Here is a 20,889-nt window from a genome sequence, read left to right as displayed (position 1 = left end):
ATAAGTTTGTGTGATAAGCAGGCTCTTCACACACCAATGTAGAACTATAGAGCATTCACCATTAAATGTCGGGAGTTGAAAACAACGATGAGCAGCAAAGAACTCTTTCCTGCGGATGTACGTGAGGTTATGGATTACATTGAACAAGGCGATGTATTGAAGGGGCCTTACCTTGCGGTTACCCATGACGGCGCAGGGAATGGAACAGCATCCGAGACACAAGATTCGTTTGCGAATCTGGAGGAAGCCCTGCTTCTTTACCAAGATCAAGACGTTGAGCCACCTTGTTATTTTCTACTAGACATTACCGCAGACGCCTTAGGAGATATTCCGCCCGCCTCTGGTGAGGAGCAGAGGTCCCTTGCCCGCGCATTGATCCTGGATGAAGAAGAACAAGACTTCTATGGCATGATGAAGAAAAGGTTAGAGGGACAGGCCGACGAACTGGGCCTGAAGCCTGATCAACTTAATCATCTTGCTGATATCATCAGCAGTGATCTATTGCAGATTGCGAGAGCCCGATTGTTATGTAAGGAGCCACATCCCTATTTTGAGGCCATGTTTAACGTCTATAAAAATCAGGGACTGCCTGTAGGCTGGGTGGGTAGTGAATCTGCCAGCGATGGGCAATTCATTATCTATATGAGACAGGTTTAGTGCCGTGATACTGGGGTAGAGATTAAAAACCTCACCTAAAATAATAAAATCATCGCTATTTTACATTGAATTATTTTCCATCACAGGTTATGGTAAAGACAGCTTAGCGATAAGCAAGTTCCTTACACGAAGGGAGAGGTTTTAATTGGCTACTACTTATATGGATTTGGTGGTTCAGTATTAAAATCGAATAGCTGGCATAGCTGAAAAAAAGCGGGATGATCCCCGTATTCTTTGTTATGCCATCCAAGTAACCTTTCGTGAATATTGCTGTTTGCAGATACGATGAAGGTCGTATCTTTTTTGCGTCCTGATGCCGCAGAACAGTAGCTTCGTAAGAGGCTGCTTGTTTGCGGCATTTTTGCGTCCAAAAACAACATTAAAGGAGCTAACCTTATACCCATGATGAATTTAAAAACCTACGGATATATCGAAACAGAAGAGGTTCCCGATGGATTATTACCCGGCAGAATTACAGAACTTCGGCGGGAGCAATTCACGGTCATGACAGAGCGCGGTGAAGTCACCGCTGTACTAAAAGGTTCATTTTATTATCAGGCGGATATGCCAACCGACTTTCCTTGTGTGGGGGATTTTGTCCTGCTGCGCTACAACAACACCGGTGATTCTCTGATTGTTAAGGTGCTATCGCGAAGGTCCAAGTTCTCGCGTGCAGACTATGCAGGCCATGCTGCTGGCTATGCCAAAACGATATTGGAGCAGGTTGTCGCCACCAATTTCGATGTTGTCTTTATTCTGTCTTCGCTGAACCAAGATTTCAATGTGAATCGTATTCTGCGGTACCTGACACAAGCCAGACAAAGCAGCGGTAAACCGGTCATCATTTTGACCAAAGCAGACCTTGTTACAGCAGATCATCCCATGCTCACAGAAGTTAAACAAAGCATCTCCGATGTACCAGTTCACGTGATCAGCAGTCACACTGGCCTGGGGCTGGAGGAACTGGACACTTATTTGGCACCGGGTCAAACCGTTGTATTTCTCGGCATGTCTGGCGTGGGTAAATCCTCTCTGCTCAATGCATTAATTGAAAATGACGTCATGAAAGTGCAGGCCATACGGGAGGACGACAGCCGTGGACGCCATACCACAACACATCGTCAACTCTTCATGTTGCCTTCGGGCGCAATGGTTATTGATACTTCTGGCATGCGTGAGCTTGGGCTTTTCGATGCTGACGAAGGTATTCATGCAAGCTTTGCCGATGTCGAAGCATTATTCGCTCAGTGCCGCTTTACCGATTGCCGCCATCAGACCGAGCCTGGATGTGCCGTTCTCTCAGCACTCGCGGACGGTTCATTACAGCATGAACGTTGGGAGAATTATATTTCCCAGCAGTCAGAGAACAAGTATGTACAACACAAAACGAACTACCTCATCGAAAAAAGAGCAAAAAACAAAATCAACAGGATTCAGAGTAAACAAACCAACAAAAGCGGAGGTCGGAAGAAATGAATAAGACGAAGATGACGAAAATAAAGATGGAAACCTTAACCCATGTTTTAAACCAATATTTTAAGAAAAACATTATTGCAGCGGACTATCATACAACGACGCTGCATGGCGGAACTGTGGGTAACGTAAACCTGGTAACCGGAACAGCCGAAACCGAAGATGGTCAAAAGTTGCCTTACCAACTTGTACTGAAGGTTCAGAAACAATGGGAACGTTACAATGATCCCGGTTCCTGGCGCCGGGAATATGATCTGTACATCTCTGACCTCGGAACGACATTCTCGGAAACCTTCCGCTGGCCCACATGTTATTACGCGGAGATGAATGCTGAAGAAAATGAATTCCAACTGTGGCTGGAATATATCGATGGTGTGTCCGGTCTGGATCTGTCTATCGAAATGTATGAACAGGCGGCACTGGAATTAGGGCGTTATCAAGGTAAACTGTACGCAGAACAACCGTCAGTGCTGAAGAGTCGGACCAACTTGAGCCATGCCGATCTCATGAAAAATACGTATCTGCACTATCGCTCATGGCCTGTCGTTTATGATTACATCCGTTCTGAAGACTGCGAGTTCCCACCCCATATCCGGCAAATGTTGATCGATATGGATGAACACTCGGACGAAATATTCGCTCGTATCGAACAGTTGCCACTTGTGTTAAACCATCGGGATTTCTGGGTGACCAATCTGATCTATGCCGATGGGAACATCGCGCTCATTGATTGGGATACATCGGGGTGGGGATACTTTGGAGAGGATATCGCAAGCCTGATCGCAGACGAAACCGATCCGGAGCATATGGTCGATTATTATCAGCGATGTGTTCCTGCGTATTATAGAGGCTTTGCAGAATATGCCGACGCTCCCCCACTCGCTAGCCACTGCGTGCATGAGATGATTCTGATCATGTTCGGTTACAGACTTGTCGAGGGTTATGTACATGCAGAGTCCGACGCGGCTAAGGAAGAAAATCAGCGTATACTCCAGAAAATCCATGAGATGAAACATAGTCCTTTGAAGGGATAGATTTTGTGTTCGTTCATTGCTTTTCCAGGCTCCCTTCTTAGCACTTTTTGAACAAGCGCTCAAACTACGTCAATAATTGTCATAGTTTCGTTGTATCTTATAGATACTAAAGGAAAGGAGTGGTGAACTGTGAATCATTCAAATTCAAAAACAATTCTCTACATTGCTATGAGTCTGGATGGATATATTGCCCGACTGGATGGTTCGGTCGATTGGATGTTTGATGTACAAGGTGACGGAGGCGATAACGGCTATGCCGCATTCTATCAGACTATCGGGAGTGTAATTATGGGACGTTCTACGTATGAGGAGGTGCTTACTTTATCCGAAGATTTCCCTTATTCAGATCTTCCGACTTATGTGCTTTCCCGCACGGAGCAGCCAGCTGCACCGCATGTACAATTCACATCCGAGAACGTGGAAACGCTGATTTCCCGGTTAAAACAGACCTCCGAGGGAGATGTATGGGTCGTAGGTGGAGGCCAGCTTGTTCAGTCGGTGATGGAGCAACAGTTACTTGATGAAATCGAGGTCGCTATTATCCCGAAAGTACTAGGTGAAGGGATTCCGTTATTTCCAAAAGGTACCGTTCCGACCCTGCTAAAAACCATTCGTACCCAGACGCTTGGACAGATCATATCCATCCGTTATGAGGTGCAGCGCAGTCTTGTAACAGAGGGTTCATTAGAATTGAATTAGACGACCAGACTCGATAAAACAGCAACTCAAAGAAGACCGTACAGCGTCCTGCTGTACGGTCTTTTGTTATTTTGTGGCATGGAATGATCACTATAACACCCATGCGAAGAATTCTATTTCAGCATTCTTTGAATATAATCCGTTAAAACATCTGCCGTTCTGCGATGGGACAGCTCACCTGGGTGTGTCCTTGCACCCATTGTTTCCTCGGTTGTATTCGGAAGCTGGAGGATCGAGACAGCATGATCTCTTGAATGCTTCTTATACCTATCAACTGCACGGTATATCGCGGGAAGCAGGGAAGCTCCAAGCATGCCATAAGCCCATATGATATGCGCATGTGGATTATTTTTTCGCAGCTTGATCAGAAAAAGCTCCACTGCCTTCTCGAATTTGGTCAAATCTTCTTCATGATACGTTCCGTCTTCGTTTAAGCGCTGTTTGAACACCTGTCCGGTGAGTGGATCTGTCCAAGCTGGAGACTGGAATGCACCATCATCATTACTCCCTAGATTGACTACAACCACATCAGGCTGCCAGGAGCTAAAATCATGTGGCTCCAGCGCGCCAAGTCTTTCATTCTGTACACCTTTCAGCAGACCACAGACCTGCTCATAATACTCAGGTATATTACCATTCGGATTGTTATCCCAACTGCTGAATACACCCCATCCACTCTGAGAAATGACACGGTACTCTGCATGCAAGGCCTCCGCCGTCATGAATGTGTAATTGTGCAGTGCACTGAACCACATGGGAATCCAGTCCTCTTCCGTCTTCGCACCAATCGCTCCTTCGCCCGAAGTGATGCTGTCTCCGACAAACTCGATTTTAAGAGGTTTCTCTTCCACAGGCAGGATTGCACCACAGGTCTTCACTGCATGAAACTGCAGACTGTTGCCCGGGTCAACACTCATCGCCTGTACATCCTTGATGATACGTACATTCTTCACCACAGCCGGGTTCATCCCACGGAATATACAGATCCAGGATCTACCTCTGATTAACATCTGCCGACTCACTGGAACACCATTAATAACGATGCTGATCCAGGGCTCAAGCAAATCATAAGACGATTCTATTTCCACCCAAAATTCCGCACCCTTTACGTTACATTCAACCGCACTGCCTGTCCAAAACAAGGTTACCGGCGACCGTTGTCCTGTTGTTCTTCCGTGAATTTTCATATGTGGCACAGCTGAAATAGCAATGCTCTCTAATTCTTCATTAGCGCTGATATTCATACCGACCCTCCTGTTATATTTACTTTTGAAAACTAACTTCATCAATGAAGTTCTAACGGGAATCTTATTCGCATTTATTTCCGAGTGCTGTTCTAAGTTCTAAGTATCACACTCTGTCGCCTATCAGCATCTATACTACCTGGAATGGAGCATGCCCTGTATCTGCATGACGAAGCTGCGTTGGTTTGCGCAGACGCAAACTGCAAGTCAGTCTAAACACTGCTCGTTGCTGTTCTGCCTCCACCAAAGAAACATCAATCCATAGAGGAACTAAAGGGACATGCCAGCATAACAGATTCACAGCCTCGTCCACCGTGAATTGCCGATGCTGCACATTATTCGGGGCCAGTACAACCAGCCGCATCATCTCGTCTGCACCATTTAGAGATTTATCCGGCTCGTGCATCGGTTCAACGAGCAATTGAACCTCCTCATATTCCAGTTGCTCCCGCATTCGAATCTTCTCCATCGCTTGCATCAGATGTGACCGAAAAATCTCTTTATCCATCTGAGTTACTCGCACCATCATGGTGACCTCCCGCTCGTGGATGTGAACTGACGTTTAAGGTGAAGCTGTCTATTATGTTAGATTTATAGGTTTGCATAGACACTCCAACTTATATAGATCTACTATATGTATTACGCACGACAACAAAGATCCCCTGCAAGTAAACCTGTTCAAGTTCATCATATCAGATGTGCTTGATCTGTGGTTTACCCGCAAGGGATATGCTCATTTATTTTGATAATGTGTCACAACAATCATCTGGATGCCCTCATGATTGAGCTTTTTCATGGCGAGTAAACGGGCAATCGCTACATGTTGCTGCTGTCCGCTAGATAACTGCTCGGGATAGGCATCCTTTTTCTGAGACAGCCCTACCTTGTCATTTGAGAACACAAAAAAAGACTCTCGATATCCCTTCGAGAATCCTACTTTACACACGTTCATTGCATTCATTTCACATTTTCTACCGTTTCCATGTAAAACACTTGCAGGAACTTCTTAATATTCACCTTGCTCTTGTTGTCGCTTGCCTGCTCCTCTTCCATCGCTCTCATCTTCATTCGCACATCCTGAAAATCAAAATAAAGCGGCGCGTAATGCTCAAATTTATGGTTGCTGTAATCCGTAAGTCCAATGGAGGCCAGATTTGTCAGCGCCGTCAGAACCGTTCGGCGAATACGTTGCTCCATCGCCTTGCACTCCTTCTCCACTTCCTTGGGCGTCAGCTTGTATTTTTGGGCTACCGCTTCGTACGATTCTTTCAGCGGCGGCAGCTCGGAGGCCTGCTTTTGCTCGATAGCATACTCCATCAAAGCTACAATATCTTTGCTTCCACTCTCACCGATGATGCCCAGATCCATTAATATGCTTCGCGCCGAATCGCGCACCGTTCGGGTCTGAGCAGGAGCCTGAACTTCAACCAGATTCAGCCGAGCCATGGACTGTTTGATCTCCTGTACATATCGTTCATACTTCCACTGCTCGTTCACTTTGTTCAGCACATGCTCCACTTCCACCCGATTGATCGGTTTGTGAATGAAGAATTCGATCCCCTTCTGGTAGGCTGCTCCCACCATCTCCTTGTTGACTACTTGTGAGATCATGATAAATTTCCCGCTATAGCCGCTCTGCTTCAGGTTCGCTACCGTTTCAATCCCGTCTTGATCCGGCATCAACAGGTCAATCAGCACCACATCGGGTCTGAGATCCAGAATCATACGCTGTCCCTCGAGACCGCCCTCGGCCATGCCTGCAAGTTCTAAGGTTTCACAAGTCTCGATAATGTCCTGCAGCATGCTGCGGCTCACCACATCATCATCCACGATCATGATCGAAAGTGTCATCGGCATCGGCCTCCTTCATTAGATTGACCCTCGGGATCATGACTCTGAACACCGTACCCCGCCCGGATGGAGCGGCTTCTACTAGAATCTGTCCTTCCAGTGACTGAACGATATCGCGTACATGAGACAGGCCAATACCTGTGGCAGCAATGCCAACTTCATTGAACTTCGTTGTATAACCGGGTTCAAAAATAACCCCGCGCTTCGCGTCAGGTACCCCTTTTCCAGAGTCCATGACCACAAAATGCACATCCACACCCTGTTCAAACACCTGTACCCGAATCATGCCTTCCTGCTCAATCGCCTCGACCGCATTAGCCAGCAAGTTATTCATGACCGTAAGCAGTGGAATGTAGTACGGGGACTCACCTTCATACTGCTGTTCAATCTCGATCTCAACTTCTTTGTGCAGCATTTCACCGTATTTCCGATTGGCCTTACCTGCAAAATGCACCACTTCCGACAGACTCATGTTGACCGTCTTCTCATTATCATAAAGCTTCAATAGCCCCGCCAGAATGCGCTGGGAATCCTTCTTCACTTCATGAATCTGTTGAGCGATGCCCAGTGTACGCTGACTGTATTCGTTCATGTCCTGCTCGCGCAGATCGCGATACAATTCATAACTGTTAGCCGTAATGCCTTCAATGGTATTCATCGCTTTTTTCAGGTAAAATACCTCACCGTACAGTCCTGAGTTCACACTTAACATCTGTTCCATCCGCTTTTCCTGTTCTGCATGCAGGAGCCTGATCTGTCTGACCGCAAAACTGTTATACAGCCCGATGACAAAGTAACTTCGCAGACCACCCACAATAAACAGATACAGCCATTCACGCATATAAAAAATATTCGTTCCACCCAGCACACCGCGCACGAATAATTCCACCAGGTTGGAGGAAAAATCAATTCCCGTGATAATGCCGCCAAGCAGAAGCGGTGGGATCTCGTGGAAACGGTGCTTGAGCTTGCTCAGCCCATAGGCAAAGACCACATAGTACAAACCTGCTCCCAGGTTATCTTGCATGCTTTCCAGCATGGATAAGGTGTGCACATGGTGAATCAGATCAGCCGATTGAAAGGCAATGCTCGCGAGGCCCGTCAGAATCCCTGTTTTTATATAAGATAAATGGGGCATAATCATCAACAAAAATAAAAGAATGCTGACCCCGAGGCCGATCCGGAAATAATCTTCCCGAAAGGGATTAATTTTGAACTGTGCACCTACGGACGTAGCCAAGGCAACGGCAGCCATTTGCACATTTTCGTTTTTGACCCAATTACGCATCGCTCTCTCCACCTACTGTAATAACGTTTACAAGCGCTCACGAACGGAATCCACGCTTCTGATGTTAAATATACTAACATACGCGAGAAACATTAGAAATAATTAAAATTTGGGGAGTATACGATCTATACTGACAGACAACCTAAAAGGTGGAAGTTTGATCTATTTTAATTTTCCACAATTTAATTGTATAATAGGTATGATGACAGGAAAAAGAACTGTTCGTAAAGAGAGGAAGATTAACATGTCAGATATAAATGAAAGTTTTGGACAAGCCCTTGTGAAATCTCTGGTCGGAGAGCGCGGACATATTCGTATCGCCAAAGCCCTGCCCGATATCGATGTTGAGCTTGCGGGACGCACACATGAAGCTATGCCTTATACCATCTACCAATTGGTCAAACATATGCACTACTGGCAGAGTTTCATGCTGGAACATGTGGAGGGACGCAAGCCGCAGATGCCAGCGAATGTCAGCGAGAGCTGGCCAGTGGAGACCGGCCCACAGGACGAAGCGACTTGGAAAGAGGATATTCGGTCATTCCTGAGCGGTATTGATCAAGCGGTATCCATCGCAGAGACAGCACAGCTGAATGATCCGCTGCTCTATTTCCCAGGGGAAACCAAAGGTGGATTACTGCGTAATATCGCCTCACATAACTCCTATCATCTGGGCGAAATTGTGCTGCTTCGTCGTTTCTATGGCGCATGGCCACCTCCAGGCGGCGGATTCCCGGCTTAAGAGATACGTCATGCGAAAATGAAACAAGTTTTACAGCCCAGATAAACTCCTATTCAACATGTTTAGCATATACTTTAGACGAGAAGCCGCAGGGGTACACCCCTGCGGCTTCTCGTTGTTTAAGATCATATTTCATCATATATGCTCGTATTTGCTCATATTCACTCACGCTTCGGGCTCTCCCGTTTCCATTACAGAGAACGATAGGTTATTCAATATGAACTCTTGGCATTGTCTTAGACTTCGGGACGCACTAACCCTTGGATAAATGTCTCAAAGTTCGGTGCAAGCGGAGTGATTTTCCGCTCATTCTTATCAACGTACACGACCTCTGGCTCACCATCATTGCCGAAGGAACGGTAATCCAGCATGACAACCCCTGCTTCGGAAGGTGCTTTTGCAATGACCACACCAATCTCCGGATAACCATCACGTTCAATCACAGCCCAGCTACCCTCTGCACCGCATAGCGCATGGCGTTTCTCGCGGCCAATGCCTAATATCCCCTCAATCTCGACATACCCGGTTTCTCCAGACTCTTCGTTCATCACCGGAAAAAAGCGGTTATATGGAATGCCTCCGTTGTGTTCCTTCATCATGTCAATGTAGGAGACAGGCAAGCGGAATACGAGTTGCTCCTCCACCGATTCAATCAAACCGTCGCTTGGCGGATCAGATACATATTGCTCCAGGGCCAGCTCACTATCATTCCAGAACTCACCAGATACCGGTACTGGCGGATCAACATGAACTACATTTAAAGATGAGATCACCGCAGGCTGCTCTTCGGTTGTTCCATTTTCCAATTCGACGCCTTCCTGCACCTCACCCGCTAAGTCCTCGTTCTCTTCTTCCTCATCATCTTCATGCTCGTCTCTGTTTCGAATCCATTCCAGAAACTCCAGCGTATCTTCATCCCCCGGCTCCAGCTCGTCAGATCGCTCAAATGCTTGCTCTGCCTTGTCGTATTGCTCCAGATAATAATAAGCCAGTCCAATTCGGTACTGCCAGAGCGGGTCATCTGCTCCCTCTTCGGCCACGGTCAGGAATTGTGCCACAGCTTCTTCATATCGCTCCAGATTGTTTAAGGCTCGGCCCAGGTGATTCACCAGCTCATAGTCCCTCTCTTCTACTGGAACCTCCTGCACCGCCTCAACAATCTTCTCGTACTCATCATGCTCATGCCATGTTTCCAATTGTTCCAATAACTCTTCGTTCATCCTTGTGCCTCCGTTCCTTCATCTCATCATTATGTATTGAAAATTATACCACTATACCGAACTGCTTCTCCAGCAGAGAAGAAATCAGTCTATATCATCATCGCTTTTACCATAGCAGTACGGATTTCCATTCAACCAAGTGATTCACCCGATTGAAATAACTTGAAAAGCATAAAAAGCAGCCCAACCTCATGTTATGCATTCGGTCAGGCTACTCAAGTTATAGCTTCCTTCGTTAATCTTTTTCTAATTCAATAACTCCATACAATCGTAGACCCAACCGGCACTTAACCACTTCCCCAGATCACTGGAGCCGCTAATCGGCGTAATGGTTATGGTATTTGCACCGTTAACAAAGTAAGATGCAGGAATATTCCAGCTAAAGGTGGTATTATTGCCCCGGTACGTGCCAATGGTGAAACTACGAGAGTTTGGCTGAGCGGAAGGGGCTGGATTACTTAATGTGCGTCCGTTAATGGTTACGCTCGGTCTTCCATTGTTGTAAGCGGCCGTAATGCCGATGTTCAGAACATGCGAGGAAGATGCCTGTGCTGCATTCAGGTTAAAATTCACCGTTGTAGGCGAGTTCTGGCCCCGGAACTGAATCGCGGGAAAACGGTTCGTTGCACTGCCTGGGGTATACGTTACCGGCCCCCAGCTTGGATTACGGCTGTCCGAAGGATGACGAATTGCAATCGTCTGTCCGTTCAGGAATTCCCGTGGTGTCCCGTCCCAGTTCCCAATCCGCCAGATGCTGGAGGCTTTGCTCGGATCATTGGTGATGGTGCGGGTGTTCACAGTTGTAGTTTGTCCAGCATTAACGTTCACATTTTCCGTGTATACGGCAAGCTCACCTTTATATACCGTCATGGTATACGTTCCCGGAATCATGCCGTACTTGGTTGCAGACCCACTCGATGATGCATTTGCCCAATACTGAGCGTTGCTGTTCGCAAATCCAATTGTATAAGCATAACCTGCCTCCATCCCCGAAAGTCCATTCAATACCACATTGCCTCGACTGGCAATCCACCCTTGCAGGTTCAAGCCCGACATCCAGCTAAAATCAGGTGCCGCAGGTGTTCCTCCAGTTGTAAAAACAAGTGCATACGGCCCATGCAAGCCGAGACGCCAATTCTCTGTCTGGGCATGTCCTGAATTCATATAATTATAAACTTCGGTTTCAGAGCCGCTTTGGAACTGAATATCACGGAAGAAAGGCCCGCCCGAACTTTTCTCTCGGTTACCGTATGCCATGAAAACACCTACTCCGTTACCCGTTACCCCTCGTACAGACAGGTCTTTCGCCTGATCATTGCCATAATATTTGGAGGCTGATTGCCCATTCGCGAACCCGAACACATCCTGGCTTTCAATGGCTCCCGTATTGCCCCGGTTGTTGGAATTGACGGGAACACCTGACAGGACACTCCCATTGCCGCGGAAAATATAACGAAGCTCCCCGATCGACGGCTGTGCCGTAATATGGGTTGCCATATAGATCATATTCTCACCACCGCGCGAAGCATAATAATGAGTCAGCGTGTTGGTCGAAACGGTGATCAACACCGTGGAACCCGAGGGAGATCTATTCCACGTCACATTCGCAGAAGATCCTAATCCCGACCCAATATGTGACCCCCTGCTGCTATTTAGTTCCGTTCCGTTCATTTTGGCCGAGATAATATCTCCATTCGTTTTATTGACAACGTACACAAGTCCCGACCCGGTATTCACTTCGATTCTGGAGCCACTGTCTGTCACTTGGATGGTGGCGGCATGGCTTGTAGAGGCAGGAAAAGCAAAAACCGAGGCAACCATGACGATGAACAGCAGCATACTCATTCCCTTTCTAACGAAACGTTGAGCCACGTCAATATCCCTCCTGATTACATTTCAATTATGAAGCGCTTACATTTTTAAAGTGAAACTACTCTCTTTTGATTTATGGTTAATCTCCTAAGATCCGATTGTAAGTGTCATGGTCCCCCTTCTGTTAAATTCCAGTCATCCTTTGCATCGCTAGATGGGAAATTAATGTTTGATTTAATTTCTTTATTATTCGACTTGATTTCGATTCCTTTAATCCGGGAATCTTTGCTGCTGACCATTTCCTCATCTCCTCCACAGGACGTTTCAAAATGAAAAATCGTCCCCATCGTTTTATAGACAGGGACTTATAGAATACCGTCTGTAAGGTCTACACCCGAATTATTTCATTCAATTTTTCTTCCACAATTTCAGGTTGTTCGAGGCATAAGGTGAGTAATCAGCTTGATGTTTCATTAAAGGAGCCGTTCCCCATTTTGAAATCACTTTTAAGTATTTTGCACTGGCTAACGGGCCGCCAGCTTGATAGACAACTCCAGAATGTTCACCATTATCATAGTATACACGCGTTCCAATTACTGCATTAATAAGACTTGTAACACTTGAGTAACTACCATCTGACATATATGCCGATGGATTATTCATCCAATACGTATTGCTCGTAGATTCAGAATACCAAGCATAGGAATGGCAATTATATTTACTTGTGGATGTTGAAACAAATGTAGCATTGGGGTAAGCGTTAATAAAAGAAGTATTTAATTGAGTTCTTTCAGTGGAACTTAATTCTTCACCACGGATTAGTACCGGAACAGTCGTACCCTTTGGGGTTTTTACGCTGCTATTCGTTGCAGCCAGGATCAAGTCTTTTGCTGCACTTTTATTTGTTACAGAATTCCATATGGGCCCATCTGTCAAAAGCACACTTAACGTTAACTCTTGTAGTGATGATTCACCTTTCGACAACTTGGTGTTTACTTGAAGTTTTTTCACCAATTCATTCCCGCCATCAGGGCGATTAAGCAACTCTTGATAGGCATCTGATTCTTGAGCTAATGCCTTGAGACCAGCGTCATATGAATCGTACGCATAGATGTTTATAACAAGAGGATAATCAAGAACGGCATTGACAACTTCTTCTGTTGTCATTCCTTTTAAGACATCGCTCGGAATTTGAGTCGCAGCTAACATCTCCTGCTTACTTGATAATTTTGCCCAGCCCGGATCTGCAGGTGTTAGATTATATTCGAAGGATTGAGGAGATGTGTCTGTTTGTGAATCGTATTCTTTTGCAAAGACATACCCATTGAGTGAAAATAACAACAGAACTGTTAACAAGATGCTGAATGTTTTTTTCATGTTTAATTCCTCCTTTAATATTTATAAGACCCGTTCAAACGTAGCTTATTCTGCCTCCTTATCAGAAATAATGAGTTGCACTTGACTACAAAAATATTATACAACCTTTTTAATCCATTTAAATGTAATTTTTGTCATTATTTAATTATTTTCCTATAAACACATTCATAGAGTGACCTATCAAAATCAGTGAGATCCATAGTTAAAAAAAAGAGAAAGTTCACGAAATGTGAACTTCCCCTCTGCTATGACGTTGATATTTTAATTCATTGATTACAGTTACAATCACAGACCTGCAATCAATGATTTGATAGAACTGTCACTTTCCAGTGCACGGATGATGATCGTTACCGCTTCAGCGCGAGTTGACTTGCCGTTAGGCATAAACTCAGACGCAGTCAATCCATTAACTAACTTCGCAGAGGAAGCCTGTTCAATAGCGCTAGCTGCCCAGTTATCGGATTTCACATCGCTGAAGCTAATTTTAGTTCCTGTTGCAAGTTTGTCCAGATCCAGTACACGAGCAATGATCGTTACCATCTCGGCACGAGTGATCGTTGCGTTAGGCTTGAAGGAACCATCTGCATATCCGCCGATTACACCTTTATCTGCGAGCGTGCCGATGTATCCAGCCGCCCAGCTTGTATTTGTATCTTTGAAGCTGTTAGCTGCCTTATTCTCGCCTAGGCCAAGTGCACGAACAATCATCGCTGTGAATTCAGCGCGCGTTACGGAAGCATTGGGCTTGAATGTGCCGTTTTCATATCCGTTGATCACACGCAGTTTCAATGCAGCGTTAATATTTTTGTTGGCCCAGTGTGTGGAGATATCACTCATCGTCAGTTGTTCATTTTTCGTTGCTTCAATTGCTGCATTTACGTTTTTCAATACGCTATCTTGGCTTACAACATCTGATTTAAACGGATTCGTCGTTACGCCACCCGGATTTGCAGTATCCTTAACTGCAAGGACGACACGGTCATTCTGATACATAACCTCCGTGGTATACTGGCTTGGCAGACCTTTCACATCCACCGATGCAAATTTACCATTCAGTTTGTTCACACCGAAGCTGATCAATGTAAGGTTGCCTTGAGCAGGTACATAGTTGTTGTCAAAATTCACTTGCAGCTTACCGTTCGCATTCACGGCACCTTTGACATCCAATACATCACTCGCGCCGCTCACATTAAGCTCCAGTGTTCCGCTCGATGCTTGTGTGAAGTCACCTTTAATGTTCCATTTACCCTCTACATTCTCTGCAACCGTACCGCCGTTATTCACGACAGAACCCGCACCAAATGCATTGGCTGAATCACTTTCCAACGTACCGGCTTTCACTTCAGTACCACCGGAATACGTATTATTACCTTGCAGATGAAGTGCTCCGCTACCTTCTTTGGTCAGCTTGCCTGTACCCGAGATGTCATTGCGCCATACGTCTTTAGCGTTAAATCCACCTTTGGCTGCATCCATAACTACCGTTACATCCGTCTTAAACGCGCCATATCCGTCAGCTGCGGCAAATAGGTTCAGACGTCCCCAACCTTCCGGATCATCCAGTACCGGATACCCTGATGCGATACCTGTCGTAGACAGCACCGCGCGGCGTTGTTGATCGTTTAGGTAAGGCTGTCTTGTTTCAAGTAATACTTCCGCACCTTTAGGCACTTGCACTGCCTCAGTTGCGGAACCGATTTGCGGGAATCCATATGTCATGCGCTCTGTGAATTCGGATTTGTTACGAGCGTAATCTGTAAAGCGGTCTTTACTTGTTCCAGTCTCTTTCAAAAGAATTTCATGTGCTTGAGCATACGCTTGCTCTTTCAACTCTTTATTATCCGGATCATTCAGTGCTGATGCTGCAAATGCTGTTGCCAGCACACGGCCGCCCATCACATCCAGAGGGGAGTGCATACCAGCTACGATCCGGTCATCACCCATTTCAGAAGCACGAGTCATAAGCTCCTGGTAGCGTTCAGGTACAGCGTAAGCAAGAGCAATAGCTGCAAGGTAGGATGCATTCGTGTGACCGCTTGGGAAACCACCATCCGTCTCCGGTTTGCTACTCTGCACAGCAACCAGCGAAGGCACGATCAGTTGTTGACCCTGCCAGCGGAACGGGCGTTTATATTGGTAGAACATTTTCGCCTGTTGTGTTGAAGCATAGTCACCACGAACTTTACCGATCAGATCCACCATTTTCCCCAACTCGGAATTGGAATCTCCTGCTTTGTTGGAATCATTTTTATCCGAATACTTGGTTGTCGCTGCATCTGCCGGAATACTTGTAATGGAAGTGAATGTGCCTGACTTCTCACGATATACACCGGCCAGTTTCCCCAGACCCTCTACTGCACCATAGGATTGATTCGTACGATCCGTGTAGTAAGCAGCATCTTCGTCCGCTTTGGAACGTGTTTTAGCACGTTGTGCCACATAATCAATGTTGTAATCCAGTACGGCGCTGTTCAGCTTCGTACCATTATCCCACGCACTTCCTGGTGTCCACAGGTCGAGGAACTTGGATAACGTGCCAATCGCCGGATTGCTGTCTACCGTCATTTTATCCGGTTTGTTATTTTTGTACGTGTCTACGAAGTAACCCCATGCCGGTTGTTTCGGTAAAGCCACGGTATCATTATTCTGTGCTGCGAGCGCAGCGCCTGGTGCCATAGAACTTGTCAGAACGACCAAACCTAGAGCAGCAGTGAACAATCTTTTCTTGTTTTTGTTTGTAGCAACTTTTGTTTTCAAATCATGTCGACTCCCATCGTTTAATAGTTGGTCTCGTTTCGGTCTCAAATGTAGCATTGGAGCCGCAAAACCAGCAATAAAACAATTTCGTCATTGTATCAATTTCGACGCAATATCATAAATCCTCAACATTTTACATGAAGTTAATATAAATCGTGAACCTTGCAGAATGTGAGTAGTGTATAATTTGGGCCGGGAGGAATGTTTGATGAAAAAGTGGAGCTCTGCATGGGCGGGACTAGCCCTTTCTTATGGTTCAATCGTCATCGTTATTGTGCTGCTGATCTGCTCATTTTTCTATATCTATTTCTCACGCAGTTACAATGAAGAATTACGAAATAAGAATCAGCTGATTCTTGAAAATACAGCACGTACCATTGAAGGAACCGTATTAAAACGAGTGCAGCAAATGTATGTGGATCTATCGCTTGATAAATCAGCCAACATTCGTCTATTTGCCGATCAGGAGGATCGAAACGGACTGAATCAGGTGGTTGACCTTCAAGAGTTGCTCCAAGCCAAAGTTGCTGCCAATACAGATATCGTACAAGGCATTCATCTCTATTATCCTGCACGGAATATTATGCTCTCCTCCCTCTATGGACTGCGCTACGAAGCAGATCAGAGCGAAGGCTCCGTGTATTATACGGACTGGCTTCAGGGGATGCGCACCAGCAAACATAACAGCATGTGGACGCCAGCACGTCATATTCCCAAGGACATTTTCTCCAGTCAGACAAGCGAGAATACCAATGGTTTGTTTACGTATGCGCATAGCTATCCTTTCCGTTCAACAGGGGAAACCAGTGATGTGATCATCGCTATTGATGTAAAAGAAGAAGCCGTGAATAACATCATTGAAAGTATGATGCCTGCCCAGTATCAGCATACCGTGATCGTTAATGCTGCCGGAAGTGCAGTAAGTCGATTGCAGGAGCAAAGCTCCGGGCAGTCTGATATATATGCGGCAAGTCTGAAAAAGGCTCTTGAGCTGGGCCAGGCCAAAGGCAGCTTTGACGAGAAGATCGGAGATGCACCTTATGTCGTTTCCTATCAGACACTGCCATCCACTCATTGGATGATCTATAGCGCGACACCATCCAGCTACTATTATGAACAGTCCATCATGATCCAGAAGCTTATTCTCGGGATCTGTCTGATCGCACTGTTGATCGGTCTGATCTTATCAGCCGTGCTTGTCCGTGCGAATTATAGTCCGATCAAACGTCTGGTAGGCCGGATTAAGGATCTGTCAGGAACTGCACCGAATCAGGTAACCAATGAATTTCGCCTGATTGATCATGCCTTTCTTCATCTCAAGGAACAAGTGAACAATCTCGAAGAGACGATGATTGCGAACAGCGCGGCCGTGCGGCATAAAGCTGTGCTTAATCTTTTGCAAGGTAACCCGGAACACAGGCCTTGGAAAGAGGAACGTGCTGCTCTCGGTATCGCCAGACCTTATGCTGAATACTGCTGTATGCTGATGAATACCCGGGCTTCACTTGTTGAAGATGACTCTGCCAAACAGCCTGACGCCATCGCCAGACTGATGCATGGACTGGAATGCTTGTCCCTGCAAGACAGTCGCCTTATTGCAGAAGAGCTGCCGGATAAGAGGCTTGCCGTCATTCTCTGTACCGATGTGGCCTCAGAAGCATTGTTAGACAAGTTCGCCGAGTTGCTGCTCGCGGAGACACGGCAGCAACTGCAGCCAGATATTCAGCTATCTACAGGCTGCTGGGTCAGCGATCTACGAAATATCCATCAGAGCTTCAACGAAGCACAGGTATTGATGAAATATGCTTATTTTTTGCCAGAGTTGCACATTCTGAAAGATCATTCCCTGCTTCAGCGCGAGCACAGCCTGGATGAAATTCCGCAGACCCTGCTTGCCAAGTTCAGAGACAAACTTCAGAGCAGGCAGCTTGATGAAGCTACGGGTACCATCGAACAGGTGGTGGATCATATGCGGGAAGGACAGTTCCCTGCGGATTATTGCCATTTTATCCTGTCAAATATGGTGTTTATCTACTCGGATGCAGCCAGAAATGTGCGTTATAAGCACCCATTGCAGTTTGGACACCCTGATCTGTATCACGAATATACGAATCTACATGATATTGTGGCATACCACAGCTGGCTGACAGCATCGATTACCAGATTTATCGAAGAAACCGAGAATCGCAACAGTGACCGTGCTGTCTCAACCATTGAACTGGCAAAACAATATATTGAAGCCAATCTTTCGGATGATCTCTCGCTGGAGGCCGTTGGAGCCAAAGTCTTCCTCAGTCCCAAGTATCTGAGCAAGCTCTTTAAGGAAGAGATGGGTGTCACCTACACTGATTATGTGACATCGAGGCGGATGGAGCAGGCCAAAGTATTGATCGAAAACAACAACATGACGATTGACCGGGTGGCAAGCTCGGTGGGTTACGGCACAACAGCGTATTTCATTAAACGTTTCAAGGAAATGTACGGCTGCACGCCAGGCAATTATGTGCGCAGCCTCTCTTCGGCAGCCATGTCAGAAGCCAGATCATGAGAATGAGGAGGACGGGCCTGATGAATATGAAAGAATCGCAGGCGAGGGCGTATGTTGCTTATCGCTATCGGATATTCATGAATACAGCATTGCTGACGATGCTGGCTGTGATTCTTGGCGGTTGCAGTCTGCTGACCGGGCCCAGTGCCATGGTTGAATCACAGCCAGACGGCACGGCATCCTCTCTTACGAACAAGGCCAAATACCACATCTCGTGGACATTACATCAGAATCTGCCTGTTCCGCAAGATGCCGAGATGTTGAAGCAGGTGGAGGAACAATTCGGTGTCGATCTGGACATCTGGAATATGGAAAATAATAAATACGAGTCACTTCTCGACATGAAGCTGGCTCAAGGTAACATTCCGGATCTGTTTCGCATCCGGCAGCCGCAGGATCTGTTGAAGTATCAGCAGCAAGGGGTACTTGCCGAGATTCCGGTAGAGACGCTGAACCAATATGCTCCGAATCTGATGCGTATCATTCATGAACAAGCCCCGGCCTATGAAAACGCAGGAGTCATCGACGGGAAGTATTACGGCATCCCTGTCATCAATCCGACCAACATCTATCGTACACCGGTAGTATATCGAGAGGATTGGCTGCACAAGCTGGGTTTGGCTGTGCCGCAGACTTTGGCGGAATTCGAGAACATGATCTATGCGTTTACCTTTGATGATCCTGACGGCAATGGGATTCAGGATACGTATGGTTTGTCCAGTGAAGGCATGAACGTTGTGTTTGGAGCCTTCGGTCAGATTGTTTTTGCAGACCAGCTGTATTTCAGTATGAAGGATGGGAAGAAAGTTATCGGTGCGCTAGAGCCTGAGATGAAAGAGGCATTGACCTATCTGCGTAAATGGTACAAGGACGGCGTGATTGATCCTGAGTTTGTCACTGGCGAGAATAAAGGCGGTTATAAACATCTGTCTCATGCGTTTATTAACGGTAAAATCGGGATGACCTCAATGGGCAACTACTACCACTGGATTCAGAATGGCGATTATGAGGATTGGCATGTTGAACGTGATGGTAAATTGGTGAAGAGTCCAGTCCAAGCAACATTTAATGTAAAAGAATTAACGGCCAAGTTCCCTGAAGCTCGGGTCACATTAGACCAACCCTTCATGGGGCCTCACGGACAACGCGGCTCCAAAGGCAATGACATGTTAATGAGCTTCACCGCGATCGGAGCGGATGCAGTCAAGGAGCCGGGTAAGCTGGAGATGATTCTGCGTATTTTGGATGAGGTGAGTGCAAGCCCTGATTCAGACAAGGCAGCAAGTATGACCTACGGTATGCCAAATAAACATTGGACGTGGACACCAACTGAGCCCCGGAATGTCGTCATCAAACCACCGTATGACACCATGTTTGGGTACCAGAATACGATTGGTGCCAATATCGGCATGACAGTTCCGCTGAAAGAGACGGGAGAACGTGAACAATGGGCTTCAACACTACACCTCAATCAAGATGGTATTTATAATGCACTGGAGGTTGCCACGCCTGCTTTGGCCAAATACGGTGATTCGTTAATCCGGTTAAAAAACAAAGCCTATATTGCCTTTATTACAGGCGAGCGACCGCTCACTGAGTTCGATGAGTTTGTACAGGAGTTCATGTCTGCAGGCGGTGCAGAAGTGGTGAAGGAAGCGAACGCATGGAAGCAGTAGGGAGCGGTGTAGTACGTGGGTGGTGTATGTAGTACGTGGGTGGTGATTGGAGAGAGTTTCCCGCAGGCATGCCGGAGAACGCCAAGGAAAAGTGACGCAGCAGGATTGAAAGGTAAAAAATCCATTTCTGTGAGGTTTAAGACACGACCTAGGCAACACGCTCAACTCTAACGATCACCAGTAGCCTTATTGGACTGATTTTCACACATTTAGAAATCTAACGATCACCAGCGACGCTATTTCAGCCAAAATGCATCAAAAACGATGATTTCCCACTGAAAAAACGCAAATAGCGTCAACTGTGATCGTTAGATTTTCAAACAGGCTCAAATGCTCCAAATAACGTTATCTGTGATCGTTAGCCGCTGTCCAAAGCTTCGGGGACGGGAGCTTAGCTAACTTATGCATCTCTAGACCAGCTGAGGGAGAAGAAGCAATAGAATACAAAACATCACCGGTTCAACCCCTTAATATTGGACACTAGCTAGCTCATACTCAGCGTGACGTATCA

Annotated in this window: 17 protein-coding genes; 7 read left to right on the top strand and 10 right to left on the bottom strand. The window is 46.3% G+C overall.

What is annotated here, in order from left to right; genetic code table 11:
• Positions 1-87: 87 nt before the first annotated feature.
• From ACUTVW_RS12870 to ACUTVW_RS12855, 4 genes are all read left to right on the top strand, one after another.
• Positions 88-657 (top strand): hypothetical protein, encoded by a 570-nt coding sequence (locus ACUTVW_RS12870; protein WP_445646168.1) that lies wholly within the window; start codon positions 88-90, stop codon positions 655-657.
• A gap of 402 nt (positions 658-1,059) precedes the next feature.
• A complete protein-coding gene (gene rsgA, locus ACUTVW_RS12865; RefSeq protein WP_445646167.1) occupies positions 1,060-2,133 on the top strand; it encodes a ribosome small subunit-dependent GTPase A in 1,074 nt (357 codons plus the stop codon).
• Positions 2,130-3,164: an aminoglycoside phosphotransferase family protein gene (locus ACUTVW_RS12860; protein ID WP_445646166.1), complete on the top strand. Its 1,035-nt coding sequence runs from the start codon at positions 2,130-2,132 to the stop codon at positions 3,162-3,164. Before rsgA ends, ACUTVW_RS12860 begins: the two co-directional genes overlap by 4 nt.
• Before the next feature lie 129 nt (positions 3,165-3,293).
• Complete coding sequence (locus tag ACUTVW_RS12855) at positions 3,294-3,863, top strand: dihydrofolate reductase family protein (RefSeq protein WP_445646165.1); 570 nt, start codon at positions 3,294-3,296, stop codon at positions 3,861-3,863.
• Positions 3,864-3,976: 113 nt separating this feature from the next.
• Here ACUTVW_RS12855 and ACUTVW_RS12850 read toward each other — a convergent pair whose 3' ends face one another.
• From ACUTVW_RS12850 to ACUTVW_RS12830, 5 genes are all read right to left on the bottom strand, one after another.
• Positions 3,977-5,101, bottom strand: a complete 1,125-nt coding sequence (locus ACUTVW_RS12850) for a GDSL-type esterase/lipase family protein (protein ID WP_445646402.1) — start codon at positions 5,099-5,101, stop codon at positions 3,977-3,979.
• Positions 5,102-5,237: 136 nt separating this feature from the next.
• Positions 5,238-5,636 (bottom strand): hypothetical protein, encoded by a 399-nt coding sequence (locus ACUTVW_RS12845; RefSeq protein ID WP_445646164.1) that lies wholly within the window; start codon positions 5,634-5,636, stop codon positions 5,238-5,240.
• 204 nt (positions 5,637-5,840) lie between these two features.
• On the bottom strand, positions 5,841-6,008 hold the full coding sequence (locus ACUTVW_RS12840; protein ID WP_445646163.1) for a hypothetical protein: 168 nt from the start codon (positions 6,006-6,008) through the stop codon (positions 5,841-5,843).
• A 56-nt stretch (positions 6,009-6,064) separates the two neighbouring features.
• A complete protein-coding gene (locus tag ACUTVW_RS12835; RefSeq protein ID WP_445646162.1) occupies positions 6,065-6,958 on the bottom strand; it encodes a response regulator in 894 nt (297 codons plus the stop codon).
• Positions 6,930-8,246 (bottom strand): ATP-binding protein, encoded by a 1,317-nt coding sequence (locus ACUTVW_RS12830; RefSeq protein ID WP_445646161.1) that lies wholly within the window; start codon positions 8,244-8,246, stop codon positions 6,930-6,932. Before ACUTVW_RS12830 ends, ACUTVW_RS12835 begins: the two co-directional genes overlap by 29 nt.
• A 244-nt stretch (positions 8,247-8,490) precedes the next feature.
• Here ACUTVW_RS12830 and ACUTVW_RS12825 point away from each other — a divergent pair, with 244 nt between their 5' ends.
• Positions 8,491-8,988, top strand: coding sequence for a DinB family protein (locus tag ACUTVW_RS12825; RefSeq protein WP_445646160.1), 498 nt, complete (start codon positions 8,491-8,493; stop codon positions 8,986-8,988).
• Between the two features lie 236 nt (positions 8,989-9,224).
• Here the strand turns inward: ACUTVW_RS12825 and ACUTVW_RS12820 are convergent, their stop codons facing one another.
• The 5 genes from ACUTVW_RS12820 to ACUTVW_RS12800 form a co-directional block, all read right to left on the bottom strand.
• The gene (locus ACUTVW_RS12820) at positions 9,225-10,208 is read right to left on the bottom strand and encodes an SMI1/KNR4 family protein (RefSeq protein ID WP_445646159.1); all 984 of its coding nucleotides are present in this window, start codon (positions 10,206-10,208) and stop codon (positions 9,225-9,227) included.
• Positions 10,209-10,454: 246 nt separating this feature from the next.
• Positions 10,455-12,080 (bottom strand): rhamnogalacturonan lyase B N-terminal domain-containing protein, encoded by a 1,626-nt coding sequence (locus tag ACUTVW_RS12815; RefSeq protein WP_445646158.1) that lies wholly within the window; start codon positions 12,078-12,080, stop codon positions 10,455-10,457.
• 107 nt (positions 12,081-12,187) lie between these two features.
• Positions 12,188-12,319, bottom strand: a complete 132-nt coding sequence (locus ACUTVW_RS12810) for a hypothetical protein (RefSeq protein ID WP_445646157.1) — start codon at positions 12,317-12,319, stop codon at positions 12,188-12,190.
• A 109-nt stretch (positions 12,320-12,428) separates the two neighbouring features.
• Positions 12,429-13,397, bottom strand: coding sequence for a hypothetical protein (locus ACUTVW_RS12805; RefSeq protein WP_445646156.1), 969 nt, complete (start codon positions 13,395-13,397; stop codon positions 12,429-12,431).
• A 285-nt stretch (positions 13,398-13,682) separates the two neighbouring features.
• A complete protein-coding gene (locus ACUTVW_RS12800) occupies positions 13,683-16,073 on the bottom strand; it encodes an S-layer homology domain-containing protein (protein WP_445646401.1) in 2,391 nt (796 codons plus the stop codon).
• A gap of 289 nt (positions 16,074-16,362) precedes the next feature.
• Between ACUTVW_RS12800 and ACUTVW_RS12795 the strand changes: the two genes are divergently transcribed.
• Together ACUTVW_RS12795 and ACUTVW_RS12790 are read left to right on the top strand one after the other, a co-directional pair.
• Positions 16,363-18,702, top strand: a complete 2,340-nt coding sequence (locus ACUTVW_RS12795) for an AraC family transcriptional regulator (RefSeq protein ID WP_445646155.1) — start codon at positions 16,363-16,365, stop codon at positions 18,700-18,702.
• A gap of 20 nt (positions 18,703-18,722) precedes the next feature.
• Positions 18,723-20,378 carry an extracellular solute-binding protein gene (locus ACUTVW_RS12790; protein WP_445646154.1) on the top strand — a complete coding sequence of 552 codons (1,656 nt, stop codon included), beginning with the start codon at positions 18,723-18,725 and terminating at the stop codon, positions 20,376-20,378.
• Positions 20,379-20,889: the final 511 nt, after the last annotated feature.

This window comes from Paenibacillus sp. TSA_86.1, assembly GCF_052691815.1.
The sequence above is the reverse complement of the archived record's forward strand: the minus strand, read 5'-3'. Positions and strand labels throughout refer to the sequence as shown.

Bases quoted from the DNA above. Each gene is read 5' to 3' on its own strand.
- ACUTVW_RS12870 (WP_445646168.1), top strand. From the start codon at position 88: ATGAGCAGCAAAGAACTCTTTCCTGCGGATGTACGTGAGGTTATGGAT.
- rsgA (WP_445646167.1), top strand. From the start codon at position 1,060: ATGATGAATTTAAAAACCTACGGATATATCGAAACAGAAGAGGTTCCC.
- ACUTVW_RS12860 (WP_445646166.1), top strand. From the start codon at position 2,130: ATGAATAAGACGAAGATGACGAAAATAAAGATGGAAACCTTAACCCAT.
- ACUTVW_RS12845 (WP_445646164.1), bottom strand. From the start codon at position 5,636: ATGATGGTGCGAGTAACTCAGATGGATAAAGAGATTTTTCGGTCACAT.
- ACUTVW_RS12835 (WP_445646162.1), bottom strand. From the start codon at position 6,958: ATGACACTTTCGATCATGATCGTGGATGATGATGTGGTGAGCCGCAGC.
- ACUTVW_RS12830 (WP_445646161.1), bottom strand. From the start codon at position 8,246: ATGCGTAATTGGGTCAAAAACGAAAATGTGCAAATGGCTGCCGTTGCC.
- ACUTVW_RS12825 (WP_445646160.1), top strand. From the start codon at position 8,491: ATGTCAGATATAAATGAAAGTTTTGGACAAGCCCTTGTGAAATCTCTG.
- ACUTVW_RS12820 (WP_445646159.1), bottom strand. From the start codon at position 10,208: ATGAACGAAGAGTTATTGGAACAATTGGAAACATGGCATGAGCATGAT.
- ACUTVW_RS12810 (WP_445646157.1), bottom strand. From the start codon at position 12,319: ATGGTCAGCAGCAAAGATTCCCGGATTAAAGGAATCGAAATCAAGTCG.
- ACUTVW_RS12805 (WP_445646156.1), bottom strand. From the start codon at position 13,397: ATGAAAAAAACATTCAGCATCTTGTTAACAGTTCTGTTGTTATTTTCA.
- ACUTVW_RS12800 (WP_445646401.1), bottom strand. From the start codon at position 16,073: ATGGCACCAGGCGCTGCGCTCGCAGCACAGAATAATGATACCGTGGCT.
- ACUTVW_RS12795 (WP_445646155.1), top strand. From the start codon at position 16,363: ATGAAAAAGTGGAGCTCTGCATGGGCGGGACTAGCCCTTTCTTATGGT.
- ACUTVW_RS12790 (WP_445646154.1), top strand. From the start codon at position 18,723: ATGAATATGAAAGAATCGCAGGCGAGGGCGTATGTTGCTTATCGCTAT.